Annotated in this window: 16 protein-coding genes; 7 read left to right on the top strand and 9 right to left on the bottom strand. The window is 49.4% G+C overall.

Annotation, left to right across the window (positions count from 1 at the left end):
- Positions 1-48: 48 nt before the first annotated feature.
- Complete coding sequence (gene crtD, locus HCG48_RS24905; protein WP_168571585.1) at positions 49-1,572, top strand: C-3',4' desaturase CrtD; 1,524 nt, start codon at positions 49-51, stop codon at positions 1,570-1,572.
- Positions 1,573-1,625: 53 nt separating this feature from the next.
- Here the strand turns inward: crtD and HCG48_RS24900 are convergent, their stop codons facing one another.
- From HCG48_RS24900 to HCG48_RS24885, 4 genes are all read right to left on the bottom strand, one after another.
- A complete protein-coding gene (locus HCG48_RS24900) occupies positions 1,626-2,378 on the bottom strand; it encodes a 4'-phosphopantetheinyl transferase family protein (protein ID WP_168571584.1) in 753 nt (250 codons plus the stop codon).
- Positions 2,379-2,479: 101 nt separating this feature from the next.
- Positions 2,480-3,805, bottom strand: coding sequence for an MFS transporter (locus tag HCG48_RS24895; protein WP_168571583.1), 1,326 nt, complete (start codon positions 3,803-3,805; stop codon positions 2,480-2,482).
- Positions 3,806-4,051: 246 nt separating this feature from the next.
- The gene (locus tag HCG48_RS24890) at positions 4,052-4,714 is read right to left on the bottom strand and encodes a CDP-alcohol phosphatidyltransferase family protein (RefSeq protein WP_246259755.1); all 663 of its coding nucleotides are present in this window, start codon (positions 4,712-4,714) and stop codon (positions 4,052-4,054) included.
- 171 nt (positions 4,715-4,885) lie between these two features.
- A complete protein-coding gene (locus HCG48_RS24885) occupies positions 4,886-6,217 on the bottom strand; it encodes a diacylglycerol kinase family protein (RefSeq protein WP_168571582.1) in 1,332 nt (443 codons plus the stop codon).
- A gap of 164 nt (positions 6,218-6,381) precedes the next feature.
- Between HCG48_RS24885 and HCG48_RS24880 the strand changes: the two genes are divergently transcribed.
- Positions 6,382-6,933, top strand: coding sequence for a CDP-archaeol synthase (locus HCG48_RS24880; RefSeq protein ID WP_168571581.1), 552 nt, complete (start codon positions 6,382-6,384; stop codon positions 6,931-6,933).
- On the opposite strand, the gene HCG48_RS24875 is transcribed toward HCG48_RS24880, so the two are convergent.
- The 5 genes from HCG48_RS24875 to HCG48_RS24855 all read right to left on the bottom strand — a co-directional run bounded on the left by HCG48_RS24875 (position 6,859) and on the right by HCG48_RS24855 (position 13,847).
- Positions 6,859-8,754, bottom strand: coding sequence for a hypothetical protein (locus tag HCG48_RS24875; protein ID WP_210437130.1), 1,896 nt, complete (start codon positions 8,752-8,754; stop codon positions 6,859-6,861). The two genes, HCG48_RS24880 and HCG48_RS24875, sit on opposite strands and share 75 nt — an antisense overlap.
- A gap of 145 nt (positions 8,755-8,899) precedes the next feature.
- Positions 8,900-9,628, bottom strand: a complete 729-nt coding sequence (locus tag HCG48_RS24870; RefSeq protein WP_168571580.1) for a DUF928 domain-containing protein — start codon at positions 9,626-9,628, stop codon at positions 8,900-8,902.
- A gap of 116 nt (positions 9,629-9,744) precedes the next feature.
- The gene (locus HCG48_RS24865; protein ID WP_168571579.1) at positions 9,745-11,682 is read right to left on the bottom strand and encodes a CHASE2 domain-containing protein; all 1,938 of its coding nucleotides are present in this window, start codon (positions 11,680-11,682) and stop codon (positions 9,745-9,747) included.
- Positions 11,683-11,800: 118 nt separating this feature from the next.
- On the bottom strand, positions 11,801-13,126 hold the full coding sequence (locus HCG48_RS24860; protein WP_168571578.1) for a TMEM143 family protein: 1,326 nt from the start codon (positions 13,124-13,126) through the stop codon (positions 11,801-11,803).
- 94 nt (positions 13,127-13,220) lie between these two features.
- Complete coding sequence (locus HCG48_RS24855) at positions 13,221-13,847, bottom strand: tetratricopeptide repeat protein (RefSeq protein WP_168571577.1); 627 nt, start codon at positions 13,845-13,847, stop codon at positions 13,221-13,223.
- Between HCG48_RS24855 and HCG48_RS24850 the strand changes: the two genes are divergently transcribed.
- The 5 genes from HCG48_RS24850 to HCG48_RS24830 all read left to right on the top strand — a co-directional run bounded on the left by HCG48_RS24850 (position 13,846) and on the right by HCG48_RS24830 (position 18,256).
- A complete protein-coding gene (locus HCG48_RS24850) occupies positions 13,846-14,037 on the top strand; it encodes a hypothetical protein (RefSeq protein WP_168571576.1) in 192 nt (63 codons plus the stop codon). The two genes, HCG48_RS24855 and HCG48_RS24850, sit on opposite strands and share 2 nt — an antisense overlap.
- Before the next feature lie 200 nt (positions 14,038-14,237).
- Complete coding sequence (locus tag HCG48_RS24845) at positions 14,238-14,468, top strand: hypothetical protein (protein WP_246259753.1); 231 nt, start codon at positions 14,238-14,240, stop codon at positions 14,466-14,468.
- The gene (locus tag HCG48_RS24840; protein ID WP_168571574.1) at positions 14,468-14,929 is read left to right on the top strand and encodes a chemotaxis protein CheW; all 462 of its coding nucleotides are present in this window, start codon (positions 14,468-14,470) and stop codon (positions 14,927-14,929) included. Before HCG48_RS24845 ends, HCG48_RS24840 begins: the two co-directional genes overlap by 1 nt.
- Positions 14,926-16,170 carry a CheR family methyltransferase gene (locus HCG48_RS24835; RefSeq protein WP_168571573.1) on the top strand — a complete coding sequence of 415 codons (1,245 nt, stop codon included), beginning with the start codon at positions 14,926-14,928 and terminating at the stop codon, positions 16,168-16,170. Before HCG48_RS24840 ends, HCG48_RS24835 begins: the two co-directional genes overlap by 4 nt.
- Before the next feature lie 328 nt (positions 16,171-16,498).
- On the top strand, positions 16,499-18,256 hold the full coding sequence (locus tag HCG48_RS24830; RefSeq protein WP_320415758.1) for a methyl-accepting chemotaxis protein: 1,758 nt from the start codon (positions 16,499-16,501) through the stop codon (positions 18,254-18,256).
- The last annotated feature ends 49 nt before the right edge of the window (positions 18,257-18,305 follow it).

The raw sequence follows: 18,305 nt of genomic DNA, 5'->3' as shown, positions 1-18,305 counted from the left end.
CTTTTATTATTAAGGAGATTGTTAACAAATGTAAAGGCTTCGATCTCAATGGCAACGATAAATCACAAACCGCGCGCGATCGTTATTGGAGCGGGAATTGGCGGCTTGACTGCCGGAGCGCTCCTCGCCCGTCGCGGCTATCAAGTGAGCGTTTACGATGGGGCGATCGTTCCCGGCGGTTGTGCGTCTACCTTCCAACGGCGGGGATTTATCTTTGATGTCGGTGCGACCCAAGTCGCCGGACTCGAACCCGGTGGCATTCACCACCGCATTTTCGCCGAACTGGGGGTCGAAGTCCCGGAAGCGACAGCGTGCGATCCCGCCTGTGCGGTGTTTTTGCCGGGGGAAACCGAACCGATTTGCGTGTGGCGCGATCGCGATCGCGCTCGTGCGGAAAGAGAGCGCCAATTTCCCGGTAGCGAACCCTTCTGGCAGTTGATGCAAGTCTTATTTAAAGCCAGTTGGGCGTTCCAAACTCGCGATCCGGTATTGCCGCCACGAAATACCTGGGATGTTTGGCAATTAATCAAAGCGATGCGATTGGATACGGCGCTGACTTTTCCATTTACCTTGATGACCGTCGGCGATGCTTTGCGTTGGTTTGGATTGGCAAAAGATCGACGACTCAAAACTTTTTTAGATTTACAACTCAAACTCTATTCCCAAGTCGATAGCGACGAAACGGCTTTATTATATGCGGCGACGGCGTTGGGGGTTTCTCATGCTCCGCAAGGCTTATTCCATCTCAAAGGGAGTATGCAGGTGTTGAGCGATCGCCTCGTGGAAGGACTGGAAAAATACGGCGGCGAACTGTTCATGGGTCATACGGTCAAACAAGTTACCGTCAACGGTCACGGGGCGAGTTCGGTACTGGTTCGCGATCGCAAAACCGGAGAAGTGCGAACCGAGTCTGCCGATGAAATTGTCGCCAATGTCACCGTTCAAAACTTAGTTAAACTGCTCGATTATCGCGAAACAGAAGAAACTTTGTTACAACGGGTTTATCGCCGTCGGATTGAAAAGTTAATCGAACCATCCGGCGCTTTTGTCATCTATTTGGGCGTTAAAGAAACGGCGATCCCCGAAAATTGTCCGCCTCATTTGCAATTCCTTTACGAAGAAGATGGCCCGATTGGGGAGAATAATTCGTTATTCGTTTCCGTGAGTCGTCCCGGGGACGGGCGATCGCCTGCCGGAATGGCGACGATTACCGCGTCCTCCTTCACCGATGTGAGACGATGGGAAGCCTGCGAGGATTACGATCGCCTCAAACAGGAGTATACAGACAGCGCGATCGCCCGCTTGGCGCAATATTTCGATCTAACTTCAGATAATATTATCCATCGAGAAGCGGCAACCCCCCGCACATTCATCCGCTTCACCGGGCGCGATCGGGGCATCGTCGGCGGGGTAGGACAACGAATTTCGACCTTCGGGCCGTTCGGTTTCGCCACCCGTACCCCAATTCCCCATCTCTGGTTGGTGGGAGATTCCACCCATCCCGGCGAAGGAACGGCGGGGGTAAGTTATTCCGCTTTAACGGCGGTGAGGCAGATCCTGGCCGCAAGATAGAGAGAACGGGTCGTTTTTGGGGAGGGATGAGAGGTGTATCGTTGCAGACGACGTTAACGAAAATTGCCGTCGAACTCCCAGCAACTCAATTCGAGGCGATCGCCGCGAACCGCGATCGCGCCGAGATAACCGTCTTCCGGATCGAGGCAATACAGCGACCACAGAGACGTCAAATAGGGATTGTTGGCAATCTGTTTGAGTCGAACCTGGCGATCGCCCGTCACCTCCAGTTCGACCCGAGACAGTCCCGCCAACCCTTCTCCCGTGGCTTTGAGATAGGCTTCTTTTGCGGTCCACAGTTTAAAAAAGAGGGTTTGTTTTTCAGTTTCGGGTTCCTCGGCGATCGCCGCCGCCTCGCGATCGCTGAAAAAACGCTGGGCCAACGCATCCACCTTCACCAGACGCAGATATTCGAGATCGACCCCGACCTCCCGACCCAACGTGAGGGCGTAGAGAACCCGCCCGTAAGAATGGGAAAGATTAAATTGCAGCAATCCCCCCGGACTGGTGGTGACCAGGGATGGTTTCCCCTTGTCCGTGTAGCCAAACGCCAGCAAACTCGGATCCCAACCCAAATAACGGGCTAACAGGGTTCGCAACAAACCCCGCGCCGCGATAAAATGACGGCGATCGCGATCGAAGTAAAAACGGCGCGCCCGTTGCCACTCGTCCTCGGACAGCAAAGACCCGAGGCGATCGAGGGTTTCGTCACCACAATCCAACGAAGCCCGCCAAACATGAACTTCATTTTGAGATAAAATCGACGCCGACTCCGCCCGACGCCAGAGGCTTTTTCGGTTAACCACGATTGGATTTTAGAGTTTAGAGGTTAGAGTCGCCATTGAGAAACCGGGTCAAGCGAACGAACCCGGTTTCTTATAGAATTCCCAGAAATCTTGATTTCTTGCTAATTCACCACTTCCATCGCTGCCGATTCGTCCTCGTCGGCGATCGCGTCGGGAATTTCTAACTCCAACCGTCGCAATCGTCGATATCGATAGGCTATCCCCGTCGCCACCAAATTCAACACCCCAATTAAAATAAACAAGAACGCCATTCCTCGCCCTTCTCCCACGCCGACAAAGCGACCGACATTATCGGCGAGTAAGCCACCGGGAGATAACATCGGACTGAGGACTTTATCCACCAACGGACCCGAGATCGTATACGCTGCAATTGCCGCCGTTTTTTCCATCCCTTGCAACAAAGCAAACACCCGACCTTGTAAGTCCGTCGGCACTTTTTGATGCCAGATCGTCTGACTGGAACTGACCACAATCGGATAAGCGCATAAATAAACAAATACCCCAAATGCGGCAATGGGAACCGTCGGTCGAACCCAACCGAATAACAACAGGGTTCCTTGAAAGGCGACGAACAGCAACACGCCGTAAATCCGAGGTTTCGGACCGCCCCAGGTACTCATGGCGACGCTACCGACCAGCCAACCGCAACCGCCAAAAGATAAAATTAACCCCAAATCTGCACTGGTGGTAAAGGTCAGCACAAACGGCCAAAATAAAACATCGAGAACGCCGAGGGAAAAATAAGGAACGGTTAAAAAGCTAGCCAGGGCTAACATTCCCGGTCTTTGGGCGATATAGTGCCATCCTTGTTTGGTTTCGGCAATTAAATGTTGCCAGCCGTAGGGTTCCTCGGAATGCGGCAGTTTCTCTGGTTTCGGGAATTGAACCGCGAGTAAAGTTCCCACCGCAAACAGGAAAGTAATGATGTCGATGAGGACAATTCCTTGCAGTTGAATCGTCAGAAGTAAGAAGCCGGATAACGCTGGGGCGGCAATTTTAGCGGCCCCTTTGGAGATTTGAACGACGCCGTTCGCCCGACTTAAGTGCTGTTTGGGAACGAGTACGGTGGTCGCCGCCGCATAGGCGGGCCATTGGAAGGCGCTAAAAAAGGCACTCACGCAGGCGACTGCATAAATATGCCAAATTTGCAACCCGTCGTTATAAATGAGTAAGGCGATCGCCACGGTTCCCAAACCGGAGGCAGAATCGCTCAAAATCATTACCCAGCGACGATCCCAGCGATCGACGAGGGCTCCGGCTAAGGGGGAGATCGCGATCGTCGGTAAGTAGCTAAATAAGTTGAGCAGGGCAAATTGGGTCACGGACCCGGTAGTCTGGAAAACCCAGACGCCGAGGGCAAATCGGGTCAGTCCCGAACCGATGAGTGAGGCGAGTTGTCCGAAAGAAATGAGCAGAAAAGTTTGCATGATCTGGGGCTGCTGGTAGGTGATCTGACTCGAAGCTGGGGGAGTGAAGGGGCAAACCAAGACGCGTTCGCACTCGCGACGCCTCCGGCGTATCGCCCCGTCGGCGTGAGGAGTCATACCGTGCTAGAGTTGAATTTTAATTCTTGTTTCGCTTTATACCGTTAAGGCTATCGATCGCGTCGGGGGATTGGGAAACGTGGGCGTAGCCGAAGTCAATTTCAACCCTAAAAAAGTCAGCGAGAGGAATTAGACTGATGCCGATTTTTCCGGTTTTAAAGCGAAAAATAACCGATGAAAAGCAGCCAAGTTGGAGATAATGGCTAAGATAATTAATAATGGCAAAATTTGTCCCGACAAGAGACCGACAATTAACAGGATAAAGCGGGTAGTACGATCGCCGATCGTGGCGATCGAGTTTTTGCCTTCGGCTTCCGTTCTCGCCCGAATGTAAGGCACCATTGTCGTTCCCAATAACGCGAGCAAACCAGGGATTAAATGTCGGGTCGGATCGAGTAAAATCAGGGCGGAAATCAGGAAGACATCGACATAGCGATCGAGAACGCTATCGAGGATCGCGCCTTCAGGAGAACTGACCCCTCGTACCCGGGCTAAATCTCCGTCGAGGTCGTCTAAAAGACCGCTTAAAAGGATGGCGGCGACGGCGATCGACCCATACCCGGAATAAATCAGCCAAGCCGCAAACGGTCCGCCGATCGCCGCCGAAACCACCGTAATTCGATTGGGCGTAATCCAAGATAAATTAACTAAAGTTTCGGCAATCTTTACCGTAACATTTTTAATAGTTTTTTCTATAAACGAGCGAGGACGGGCGATCGTTTTTTCCAAACTCTCCCGATCGCCCTCCCCCTGCATTCGATCGGGGTCTGTCGTCGAAGATTCCGTATTCAAGAGACTATCCTAAATGGAAAACGAACATATCATAGCGATGGCTTTTAGGATTCGTCAACTCATTGGCGCAAGTGGCAGAATGGGTAAGGCTTTGCATGGTTCGATCTTCGGCAACCGTATGCCGATCTCGCGCCCATCTGGAGAGGGCGATCGCCGCTCATTTTAAACTCATTAAATCGTCGTTTCCAAACTCATCACCCGCGCCTTTCCCGGTAAAACTTCTATGTTGACTGAATCGGCGGCGATCGCTTCGCCATCGAGTGAAATGATACTGTTTTGAACGAAAGGATCTAAAGTAAACGCCGCTACTTTATAATATTCGACCCCGGGTAAAGTCAAATGATCCCCCGTGGCACATTTTAAAAAAGCCCGTAACACTTGCCAGCGAGATACCCCGCGCCGAATGGCTACGACATCGATCGCCCCGTCGCTTAAATGGGCTAAGGGTGCGGGTTTTAAATTGTAGGCACTCCACGGCACGTTCATCGCCCAAAATACGATAAATTCTGCCTCGATGGTTTGCCAATCTTTTTCTAGAGTTTGGCTATTTTTTAAGTGATTTTCGGTTAATAAATTGGCGCGATCGTAGGGTAGAAATGAGAAGCGGGCGCGATAAGTTGGCAATTTTAAAATTTGCCAAATCGCGTATAAATCCGTGCGCAACGACCCCAAAAATCGCAACCGTTCCGAATGAATGTCCACCTCGCTGACGATCGCCCACGACAGGGACAACAAACTATAATAGCGCCGTCCGCGATGGGCGATCGCCGCCAAATCGAGGGGTCGGGGCCGTCCTTTGGCGATCGCCAGCGCCGCCGCGATCGGGTCGTAAGCTTCTGTGGCGGCGTCTAAGAGGGCTTTGCACAGTCCGTTCCCCGTTCCAGCCGGAATCGGCGCGATCGGGGTTTTGAGGGCATTCTCGGCGTCCTCGCGACTCGCCAATCCGGCGATCGCCTCGTGAACGATGCCGTCGCCGCCGACCAGGGCCAGCCCGTCATATTGTGATAAATCAATATTTCTTACTAAATCTCGCACGTGTCCCGGGTGGGTCGTGGCGATCGCCGTCAACTGCACCCCCGCCGCTTCCAAAACGGGACGGACTTGCTCGAAAATTTGCCAACCCCGACGCCGCCCACTCACTGGATTGACCGCCACCCACCATCGGCGCCGGGGGTTGTCCGGCAATGCGGCAGCGATCGCCCCGACCCACCGCGATCGCTGGGCTTCGGACTTACAAATAAACGCTTTTTTATATAAAGTTCTCGTTCGAGGCGATCGGCGAGGCTCCCAGGAACGGCGGGCGATCGTCGGACAGGCGGAAACGACAAAACCGAGGGGATTTCCCGACATCTTTTCCACTCCGAGAATCTCGTCGCTACTGAGGGATTGACGATTGCCGTTCTCCTGCCAAACTAAACCGTTTTCAGTTAACTTTAGGTGAGTTTGTTGGGGACAATTTTGCGATCTACGGCCAGATTTGGGATAAACTAACGGGTCGGACATGAATTTACAGCATTTCCTAGATTGATGAAGTCCATCGACGATCCCTCCCACTCCCCTTTTTCAGGGTAGAGTCAAGTAAAATCCCCCTTTTTTAAGCGGGATTTAGGAAGATCGCCGTTGCACCTCATTGATTTGAAAAATGGTAGGGCGATCGGTGAATATTAATGGAAACATACCCCACTTTAATTTTACAGGATAGTTTAAATTTAGTTTGGCTATTGCTGGCCTTGTTTATTGCCGGAGTTTTCGAGTCATTTTTATGGAAAACGCCTCTATTTGAACCCTTAAATCGACCGATTCAAATCGATTGGTTTGGCAAAAATAAACGCTGGCGAGGTTTGGTCAGTTTGCCGTTAACTCATGCGGTCAGTGTCGGGCTTTTGCAACTGCTAGAACGGGCGATCGGTTGGCCGTCGGATCCCTTAATTTCGTTCTCCGATTTCAACTGGATCGAATACGGACTTTTAGTGGGATTTATCTTTAATTTAGCCGAATTGCCCAATTCTTTCGTCAAACGACGGTTAAATATTCCCCCGGGAGATGAAAGCAATTGGCTATTTTATCTGGTAGATCACATGGATTCGACCTATGGAACCTTGCTGCTGTGGTGGCTTTATTTTCGCTTTCCATTCCATCTCATTTTAACTGGAACGATCGCGACGCCCTTGCTCTTTATTCTGGCCACTGAAATCCGCAAAAAGTTGGGATTGAAATAAGGGTTTTATCCCGATCGTTGCTTCTTTTTCATTCAGCAAGCATTGCCCTTGCAAGACGATCGCTCCTTCATTTTCAAACACCCCGCAGCGATCGAATAAAGTCGATAAAACTGGAATCACTCCTTTTTCCAGATCGGCGATCGCTTCCCGAGTCGCCGGATATTGAATTAACCAGCGATTGTAAGCGAGATAACCGGGAGTAAATGCACCTTTATCGACCAACCAAAAATCGATTTTATAGCGTTTGACAAATTCCTGAACGGTCGATAAATTAGGGCTGTATTGTGCCTCAATCAAGGCATTGGTGCGATCGCGCAACCGTTGGTAATAGCCTAAATGAAACGGGATGGCATATTCGCGACTGGTTAAAATCGATCGCCGTGCGAATGTCGGTAAATTATCGGCTTCTTCAGAAAGAGAAGCAATCAGAGTATCTTTGGGTCGATCTTGAAAAAATTGGTAAAGTTTGGGTTGTTCTCCAATTTGGTAATATGTCCACGGAAAATTACTCATCGCCCATTGAGGATAGGTTAAAAAGACTAGAAAAAATAGAGTAATAGTTAAATTAAAAAATTGCTTTTTGACGGAGCGATCGCGCGTCCACTGCCAGAAAGCATCGAATAAAATGACCCAGCTTATCCCCGCCGCAATTGTCAAAATTAAACGTAAACTATGTTGGGTGTAACGACTGGGTAAATGCAAGGAAAATAAGGTTAAATGAGCGAGAATAAATAAGCCCAGAGAGGCGATCGCCAAATCGAGAAAAATGCGGCTGTTGCGAACGCGAACCGCTAACGGAAACTGACGAGGAAACGCCAAAAAAACGGGTAAAAAGAAGCCCATTACCGTTAAAATTGGCGTCAAAGCTGCCGATAAACCAATTCCACTGCGTCCGTGCAACCAAAATGCCCAAGCATCATTAACAAAAAATTTAGTGCGACCGTTTTCTAAAAATTCCGGCCATTGTTTGGCTTGAGTGAGGCTAATGGTGGGATCGAATTCAGAAACAGAGAACAGATAAGGGAGTAAAATCAGAAAAGCGACGAAAAAACCAATAAAACTGAGGCGGTAATTGGAAATGTCTAGAGTAATTTTAAGCTTTTTATTTTGATAAAAAAAGAGAGATAAAACAAAGATTCCCGTCGCAATTAATACCCCTTGAGGATAAAATAAACCTACTAGGGCGATCGCCACGGCTACCCCGAGAAGATGGCGTCGCAGCCAGTAATATAAAAATGCTAAAAATAAGGTATAAATAAATGCTTTAGGTGTGGCGGAAATTAAGCCATCTTGCATCCACAAACTCTGATTGAGCAGTAACGTGCTGCTAAAGGCGGCAACGGGAATTGGAAACAGTTCTAAGGTGACGCCAAAAGCGAAGGCGGTCGCGACTAATCCTAAGAAAAAGGGCAGGATTTTATGTAATAAAATGGGGTCGATGCCCAGTTGGGCGAAAAACCAATAAAACCCTTGATAACCTAAAGGGGCGACGGATTGAAAATAATCGGCAATGAGGTCATTGGGGAACAAGCCGCGATCGAGGAATCTCGCCATCCAAAAAACATGTTGGCGGGCGTCATCTTGCACTACATATTCTGCACTAAAGGCTTCTTTCCAGCCTAGAAATCCGTAAAATCCGGCAAAAGTTAGGGCGAGACAAAACCAAAAAATAGAGATTTTACGAGGGGTTTTGTCAATTGGAGTGGCGAACCATTGAGGGAACGAACAACCAAACATGGTGCAAGAATAGGGCGAAAGGCGATCGCGAATACTTGCACCAGCATATAGCAAGGATTCCCACTTGCGAAACCCTATGGACAAAATAACGATCGCCGTTGGCGAGTCGATGTTTCTTCAAGGGTCTGATCCCCTCGCTTTTCGGTGAATAGTTGCCCGCAGGTCGCAAGGGGAGATTAGGGTTATTGGCGATGCTTCGCAAGGATTGATGTTGAGAGGAAATCCGGGCTTAGTTGCCAAATGAAACTAAAGATTTTTCGGCGAGATCTTCATTTAAGCCGACCGAGGTGAGCAAGTCAATCCATTGACTTTGTAAGATGGAATCTTGTGGATCGGTTTCGAGTAAGTGGGCTAAAGTAGCGATCGTTTCGTGCCAAATTCCCGCATTAGCATATAAATTAATGCGATCGCGTGGCGATGCATTGTCGAGTTGGGTGGCTAAATCGGGTTTGACGTCGATCCGTTGAACCCATCCTCGGACCGTTGCATTCTCGGCAGGATCGTCATCGGAACAAATGAGTGAAAACGACCAACGATAACTGTTACCGACGTTTAAATCGCGATCGAAATCGGGATTTTCTAAGGGAACTTCTATCACTCCCGAGCGATTTTCGACGGCGATCGTATGGGTATAAATGACGGTTCGATTTTCATCCCATAAAATAAATTTAGCAGTTTTTGCTTTTGACGTGGGAACGTAGAAAAAGAAACTCGGTTTTGTAGAGCTGGTTAAGGTAACATTTTTCTCCGTCACGGGCATTAATGCCGTGAAAGGTAAATCTTGAGACCCGAAACAATCGCTGCGGGGTCCGGCAGGTTCTACCCCACTAGGGCCGCCGTCAATATCGGGAATGACATCCTCGGCGATCGCCCGTTGGGGAATCCCTAAAAGTAGCCCGGAAAAACTCGATACGAGGATTGCTAAGGTAGCAGGTTTATAAAACTGTTGTCGAAACATAGGTACTTGCTACTACAAAAATAATGGGGATGACTATTTCAATTTTAGACACGCGATTTAATTTTAGACGCCATGGAGATAACCAAGGTTTCGCGATCGCCCCATTCGATCTTATTTTACGGCTCCTCTGATAGGCGCTCTATTTTATGCCCGATGACTCGATAAACCTCAACTTCTTTTTCTTTTCCTTTCAGATTCATTGCCCCCCAGGATTCGACCTCAATTTCACTTTTTAAGCGATGATAAGTTTCTCCAGAAATTAAAATACGGCAATTATCAACTTGACGATCTTTAAACGAACTTTCCAGGCGAGAAGCAATATTGACACTATCGCCAATAATTCCATATTCTAATCGTTTCTTGCCGCCTAAACTGCCAACGGTAACTGGACCGGTGAAAATTCCCGCCCGGATTTGAATGATGGGAAAACCGCGCTCTTTCCAACTGGAATTTAGCTGTTGTAAGCGTTCGCGCATCGCCAAACTACAACGTACCGATCGCCTCGCGTCTTCGCTAATTTCCGCTTCGGTCGTTCGCGGAATTGGAACGCCAAAAACGGCCATAATCGCATCGCCAATAAACTTATTAATAATACCTTGATGGTCGATGACGATATCGGTCATGGCGTCGAGATATTCATTGAGCCAAACCATTAACTTTTCTGAGGGGAGTTGTTCCGAGATGGTCGTAAAGTTTTTAATATCGCTAAAAAACACCGTAACTGTGACCGTTTCTCCCGGTAAAACTCCGGCTTTTAACAAGCGATCGCGCCGGTCCCACAGGGCCGAAGCAATCTCGGGAGAAGTTTGTTGTCCCAGTAAATTCATGACCATTTTTTGCTGCTTTCGTGCTTGTTGGAGTTGATAAATTACGGCGATCGCCCCGGCGGACAATGCCCCGACGATCGGGGTGGCAATCGGAATCCAAATTCTCTGTAGAAAGCACAACAAACCGAAGGCAAAAAAAACGCATCCTAGGGCGATCGCGCTGGCGGTCAACCGCCAAGGGTTACTAACTTTTAAACCGATCGCTCCGCCTAACAAACAAGCGGCCAAAATCCACACCCATTCGACAGGTTCGGGCCAACTCGAAACGGGGGCGAGATCGTCGAGACCTGCACTCAGAAATTGGCTGACCATTTGGGCGTGAATCAAGACCCCCGGCATTTTCCGATTGCCGTTGACTGTAGCGCTATAGGGCGTTAAAAATACATCTTTAACACTCGGAGCCACCGGACCGATTAAAATAATTTTACCCGCGATCGCCGACGGTTCGATCGCCCCTTCGAGAACGGCTTGCATTGACACCACTGGAACGGGATCGAGGTCTCTATAGTCCAGTAAAATTTGATAGCCTCCCGGATCGATCGTTTGATAACCACCCCAGGTTTGAGTGAGTTTTTCTAAAGGAACATGACCGAGTTGATACACTTTCTTTTCATTCAGTTTTGGAGTAATATTATAATTTTTCAAATAAAATAATGCCAATCTTAAGGATAAAGAAAGAAAATTTTGTTGACCGTTGGAAGTAAACATTAAAGTGCGGCGAACCACGCCATCGGGATCGGTCACTACATCGTTAAAGCCGACGCGATCGCCCGGCAAACTCGGCGGTGGCGAAGTGCTTTCGCTGGGATTGTTACCGACATAACGAATTCCAAAAACATTAGGTTTTGCTAGTTCGGCAACCAATTCTTCATGACCGGGAGAATAGGGAATATCGCGCATAAAATCCAACCCGATCGCCGCCGGATCGTAGCGCTGAAGTTCCCTTAAAAGTTGAGCGATAACGCGATCGGATGGAGGCCATTTTTCAATAAAGTTAATATCGGCTTCGGAAATCCCAACTACCAGCACGCGATCGTCAAAACCGCGATCGCCTTGCCAGCGAATTAAGTAGTCATAAATAACTAATTCTAAAGATTGTAACGCACCCATTTTGCCGGAGAGTAACAGCAAAATGGCGATCGCCACACTCGAAAGCGTGACGGTCACTTCTGCTTGAGCGAATAGTACTGGGACGATCTTATCCCAGTCGCGCCACCATCGAGTCATAAAGGTTCAACGTAGACAAAGCAACAGTTCCATTGTGACTCACTGGATTGCAGAAACGCCATGATTCTCGAATGCGATATTCGATAAATTTCGATATCAATGGGTTGGCTGTTGCTATTTAATACACGAATGCATTATCCCAAATCCAATCGATCGCCGCTTTTGCTCGATCTAAAGGCAATACGTGACAACATCCCGCACGGTCGTAACGTAGTAACGAAACCTCTTGAGATTCCCCGTCAATTTCTCCCTCGGGAGTGAGTTGGGCGTGCAAACCGCTTAAATTATCTAACGGTCCGTTAATATCAAAATCGATTTTGGTTTCAAAATTTTTTTCCATCCACTCTTCGATGCGATCGTCGAGGGCTTCTGGGGTGAGTGGTTTTTCGCTGGTGAGTAAATGGTAGTAAACTAAAATAATTTCCTTGCATTCTTCCTCTTCTGCCACATCAATTAAAGCCTGAAAGACGCTCAAATTGCTGGCCATATTTCTAAAAAAGAGGGTATCTGTGACATTTTTTTGAAACTTAATTTTTTTGTTTTTATAACTGTTGTATTGTTTGAAGGCAAAGCCGCCGAAGGCGATCGCCAGAGACAAAACTGCTACTAAAACAGGCATCACATCTTGCAGTTGGCGATCGTTGGGTTTTAAATGTTCTAAGCCGGGAAGACCGCCGACGAGGAGCAAAATTAAAGTGACAATCAGCAATAAATGAGGCAACACTTTTAAAATCAAAGGAATTGCCGCACCGATCGCCGGAACCGCCAGGAGAATGCGGTCTTTCCAGGTCATGCTGATTTTGACGTTGGGGAATAAAAATTCCAGATCGAATTTAGGAATATTTTTATAATAGTAAACGTACATTTTACCTGGCTCAAAGTTCAGTTTTTCCGGGCGTCGTTTTTTGCGGATAAAATAGTCTTCGTCTTTGAATTTTAAGAGCAGAACGACGCGTTCAAAAATGTCGATTGTTTTTTGAACACTTCTAAACAATTGACGAATGGTTGCCATTTTATAAATGTCGCCGCGACAGTAGCAGACCATTTGATCGAAGTCGTCAAAATCGACATCAGTTTGCAATTCGATCAACGATTTTTCTCGAAATGCCCGTTGCAAACTTTCTGGAGACAGGGGAACGTAATTGGCGCGTTTTAACAAGGTTTTTAAGTCTTCAACTAAGCCGTATTCCATCTCTTTTAATTGGGCGGCGTCCGGGGAGTCGATGAATTTGGTATCGGCATCGGGATTGAAAGGGGCGAAGCGGTCTTTCAATCGTTCTAAGAGTTGGTGAAGTTCAAAATGATAGTAAGCGGTGAGGATCGTGCAGAATTCGCGAAATTTTTGCCGATCGCCCTCGGGCAATTGGCCATCTTGCAAGCATAATTCGATTAAATCGGTACGTCGGTAGGGGATAAAGGCTTCCCGGTCTTCGTAAGTTGCCATATTGCAATATTTCCCTGGAAAGTCGGGTCGATACTGGAGGGAGTCGGCGCGATCGCCTCGATTCGATTCCCTCCTGCTGAATTTTGACCTTTTCCTACTCAGAAGTCCAGCCCCGCAGTTGCTGGTGGACGCAGGCAAGGTACCACATATATTCTCTTTGCATATAATTGCGGGTAGCACTAATAATATAACGGCGGGCGCGATCGCCGTCGTCGTGGACTTCATAATAGAGTCCGAGGTAAAGCTGGGTGTAAAATTGGCTGCGAGAGTCTTCGCCTTCGCTGGCGGCGAGCAAGTCGGCGGGGGTTTGCTTCCCGGCATAGAGGGCGTAAATCCGGTGCATGAAGGGGCGCGGGTCGCGGCCCACGGGAAGCAGGGACTCGCGGGCGAATTGGGGGCCGTGGAGGCGCGCCAAACACAAGTAACGCCAGGTGGTTTCTTCGACATCGGCGGGATTGACGGTCAGACCGGACTCGAATTGTCGGGCGCCGCCCTCGAAGTCTTCGACATAGTATAAAGAAAGACCGCGCTGCCACAGGTAAGGTGAGAGTTTGGGGTCGAGCTTTTCGGCGCGATCGAAGTCGGCGAGGGAGGCTTCAATCCGGGCGAGTTTAAAGTAAATCATCCCCCGTCCGAGATAGGCTTTGGGGTCGCGCGGATGGGAGCGAATGACGGCATTCCAGTCGTCGAGTTGGGTTTCGAGGGAGTAGAGATCGTGCATGGATCGGTGGTTGAAAACTCGGTTCTGTGCAATTATTCCCCTTTTACGGGGAGCGGACACACGATCGCGATCGCCCCTCGACGATCGCCGGGTGAAAAAACGGTATTTTTGGTTAAAATTGCGGGTATTTTCAGATTTTATGTGTATTTTAGACATTTCCCCGTTCTCAACCCAGCGATCGCCCATTTAAACCGCGATCGGCTGTGGCGATCGGCAAAAGACAGGGAATCTTGACAAATGGCGATATAATGATGGAGTTTTGAATGAGTTTAAAACCCCTCGCTTTTTCGTATTGAACTATGCAGTCATTGGCGAAAAACACGGGGTAAACTAATTCGACTTCAAGGAGAAAAGACAGTTTCAACGATGGCGAGACCAACCCAAGCACACATGTCTCAATCTTGGGAAAGCAACCGCGCTTCCGGGTTTAAAGACATGAAAAAACGGCAAATGGAATATTATATGGGAGCGAAATTAATTGAAGTAGGCGTCGATCCCAAGGCGGCAATTTTCCGATGGTCGGTAGAACAGAAAAACGGGCGAGAAACGTGGACTTATAGCGCCTATTGGTCGGATTCAAAAGAAGAATTACTGCTCAAAGAAAAAGAAGAACAATCCTGATGATGCTGTTACTCTTCCGGGTGGGTGGCGAGCAGTACGGGATCGACTGCGCCTCGGTGGTGGAAGTGATTCCGAGAGTCAACGTGAGTAAGATTCACCAAGCCCCCGAATTCGTGGCCGGATCGTTCAACTATCGCGGTACGATCGTGGCCGTGCTCGATCTGGCGCAATTGTTGCAAGGAACGCCTACCCCGGTAGCATACAGCAGTCGGACGATCGTGCTGGAGGTCGAATCCCCTTCGACCCGGGGACGCCTGTTAGGGGCGATCGCCCCCAAAGTGACGGAAACCTGGTCCGTTCCGAAAGAGGCCCGATGGGTCGATCGCCCGATTCACCTGGAACAGGTGCCGTATCTGGAACAGACGATCCTGTGCGATCGCGGTACGGTGCGACCGTTGAGGGTCGATCGCCTGTTGTGCGATCCGGCGATCGCAGCCCTGTTCGACGACTCGAACCGATGAGCGCTTCGATCCGCGATCGCGTCGCCGCATTACTCGGTCAACAACTCGGTTGGGATCTCGCCACCTTGGGCGATACCAGCCTCGATCGCGCGATCGCCCGACGGATGCGCGACGGCGCGATCGCCGATCTGCCGACCTACTGGCAACAGTTGCAACATTCGCGCCAGGAATGGCAAGCCTTGATCGAACTGCTGGTGGTTCCGGAAACCTGGTTTTTCCGCGATCGCCACGCCTTCGACGGTCTCCAACACTACGCCCGCAGGCAATGGCGCGATCGCCCGTCCGGGGAAGCTTTGCGGCTGCTCAGCTTACCCTGTTCCACCGGAGAAGAACCCTACTCGATCGCGATCGCTTTATGCGAAGCGGGGTTGAGTCGAGAACGTTTTACGATCGAGGCGATCGATCTGAGTCAAGGGGCGATCGATCGGGCGCGCCGAAGGACTTACAGCGATCGCGCCTTTCGCGGTCAGTCCTTCGACCTGCGCGATCGTTACTTTGAAAAAACCGCCGACGGCTACCAACTGGCGGCGGCGATCGGCGATCGGGTGCAATTTTACCGAAGTAATCCCCTCGAACCTTTATTTCAATACCGTCAAACCCCTTATCACGTTATTTTCTGCCGCAATTTACTGATTTATCTCCATCAAAGTGCCCGTCTTCGCCTACTACAGGTTTTAGAAGCGCTCACCTTACCGGAAGGGCTGTTATTCGTCGGTTCGTCGGAAACGGCGATCGTCTCCAGTCACGCCCCTCGTTTCGCCCCCCTTCGCGAACCCTTGTGCTTCGCGTATCGCCGAGTAGACCGCCACGACGTCAAACCACCGCCACCAACGACAACCGCGCGTTCGCAGGCGACCCCGCCACGGCGCCCCTCAGCCCCGCTAAAATCGGGCGATCGCTTCACCCGTCCCCCCTCGTCGAACCTCCCCAAACCTCAACCCCAGTCCCTATCGAGCATTCGCGATCTTGCCAATGCGGGAGACTTAGAAACCGCTCTCAATTTGTGCTTGAGCTACTTAAAACAAGAGCCGACCAGTGCCGAAGCTTACCTACTCTGCGGCGAAATTCATACCTCCCGACGATGCGAAGACGAGGCAGAACGCTGTTTTGAGAAAGCGCTTTATCTATCGCCGCACTCCTACGAAGCCCTCGTTCACTTAAAGCTTTTGGCGGAAAAACGGGGAAATGTTCGTAAAGCAATGTTATTGCGTCAAAGAATCGATCGATTGCTAGAATCTTAAGTAAAATCATTAACTTTCTCAAAACGATAAGGTGTATTCTCACGAGATCGTTTCCGTGAAAGCACTGAAGGGATCGCAGTTTTTATTTCTGGGTGAATTGCTAAGATCGAAAATTGCCAAGTAGAGGGATTTGATTGAGTAAGGGAAAGGTAATATTCTGATGGGCGATCGCCGTTCCTCGGGAAACTGACTGTTGCGTCAATGGCTGCGATCGGTAATTTAGCCCATCGCTGGTTTACAGGGGTGCGATCGCACGCCGACGCTCAAGCCAAGCCATCCTCCATTTTGGAGGCTGTAATTTTTATTTGTCTTCAAATTATTTCTGCCAATGAATATGTTGGAACGAATGTCTTTGCAATCGAGAATGATTGCAGCATTTACATTTATGGGATTGATTATTTTCATCGTTGCCTTATTCGGTTGGATGGGTAACCATCGGTTGAGCGATCGCCTCAGTTTGCTCACCGATACCGCCTCGCCCGCCGTTTTATCCTTATGGAAAGTCAACGAAGGACAAACCCAAATTCAATCCTCAGAAAGAAACCTCACCAATCCGCGACTCGATGCAGCCATCCGCAAAGAAGAATTAGACCGGATCGAACGGGCTTACCAACAAATTAATGAAGGATTGGAACAATACCAAAACTTAGAAATCCCCGAAAGACAACAAGAAATTTTTCAAGATTTCCTGCTCGTTTTGCAACAGTGGAAAAACGCCGACCGACAGTTTCTTGAAATTCATGAAGAATATCAAGCTTACGGGTTACCCAGAGCGCCGGGATTGAAAATCGCCGAACTGATTGCCAATAACCAAGAAAATTCTCCGGAAATGGTGAAATTGCGAGCAGCCAATGAAGTACTCGATCGCTTGAATCAATTTCATATCGATGAAGTCGAACCCGCGTTTCATAAAACTGAAGAAATTTTGGACAACATTTTATCGCTCAACGAAGATTTAGTCGAACAAGTCAGTGAAGATGCCAGCGCAGAGATCGCACAAACCCGGTCTTGGGCAGTTCTCGGGATGCTGATCGGACCGCTCACGGCCATAATTTTAGGCTGGTATTTCAGTCGGACGATCGCCAAACCCCTCGGCAATAAAATTATTAGCATTGTCAGAGTGGCCGAAAGAATTGCCGAAGGAGATTTGACAACATCAGTACGAGTGAGTGATTCTCCCGACGAAATCGGCAGATTGCAAAGTGCATTTTATAACATGACGCGCAAACTCAATTCTCTGATCCGACAAGTCCAACATTCCGGGATTCAAATTACCAGTTCTACTACTCAAATCGCCGCCTCGGGGAAACAGTTAGAAGCTACGGTCACTCAACAAGTTGCTTCGACCAATCAAGTCGTTGCCACGGCGAAACAAATTGCAGCCACCGCCTCGGAATTAGTCGTGACCATGGAACAAGTGAAAGAACTTTCGCATCAAACCACGATCGCCGCCGGAAACGGTCAGCAAGACTTATTGGGAATGGAAGAAACGATGCGACAACTTTCGCAAGGAACCAGTTCGATCGCCGCCAAACTCGGCGCGATCGGCGAAAAAGCCAATCGGATCGACGGGATTGTAACGACCATTACTAAAGTGGCCGATCGCACGAACTTGCTCTCCCTCAACGCGGCGATCGAAGCGGAAAAAGCAGGAGAATACGGCAGTGGTTTTGCCGTGGTCGCCCGCGAAATTCGTCGTCTGGCGGACAGTACGGCGATCGCCACCCTCGATATCGAGCAAATGGTTAAAGATATGCAATCCGCCGTTTCCACGGGTGTGATGGAAATGGATAAATTCACCAAAGAAGTCGCCCGGGCCGTGGAAAATATCCAAGTCATCGGCGCCCAAATGAGCGAAATTATCGAACGAGTGCAAAGTTTGACCCCCCGTTTTGAATCGGTCAGTCAAGGAATGGAGGGACAGTCGGAAGGCGCCCGTCAAATCAGTGCGGCAATGGTGCAGTTAAGCGAAGCGTCCGGTCAAACGGCCCAAGCATTGAGCGATACGAATCGGGCGATCGAACAGTTGAACGATGCGGCGCGAGGTTTGCAAGGGGAGATCGCGCGGTTTAAGTTGTCGGGGTGAAGGGGGAAGGGGGAACGAAAAGTAGGGAGTAGGCGGGTCGTTCCCAATT

Source organism: Oxynema aestuarii AP17, assembly GCF_012295525.1.
Lineage (GTDB): Bacteria > Cyanobacteriota > Cyanobacteriia > Cyanobacteriales > Laspinemataceae > Oxynema > Oxynema aestuarii.
This window is presented reverse-complemented; position numbering and strand designations above follow the sequence as displayed.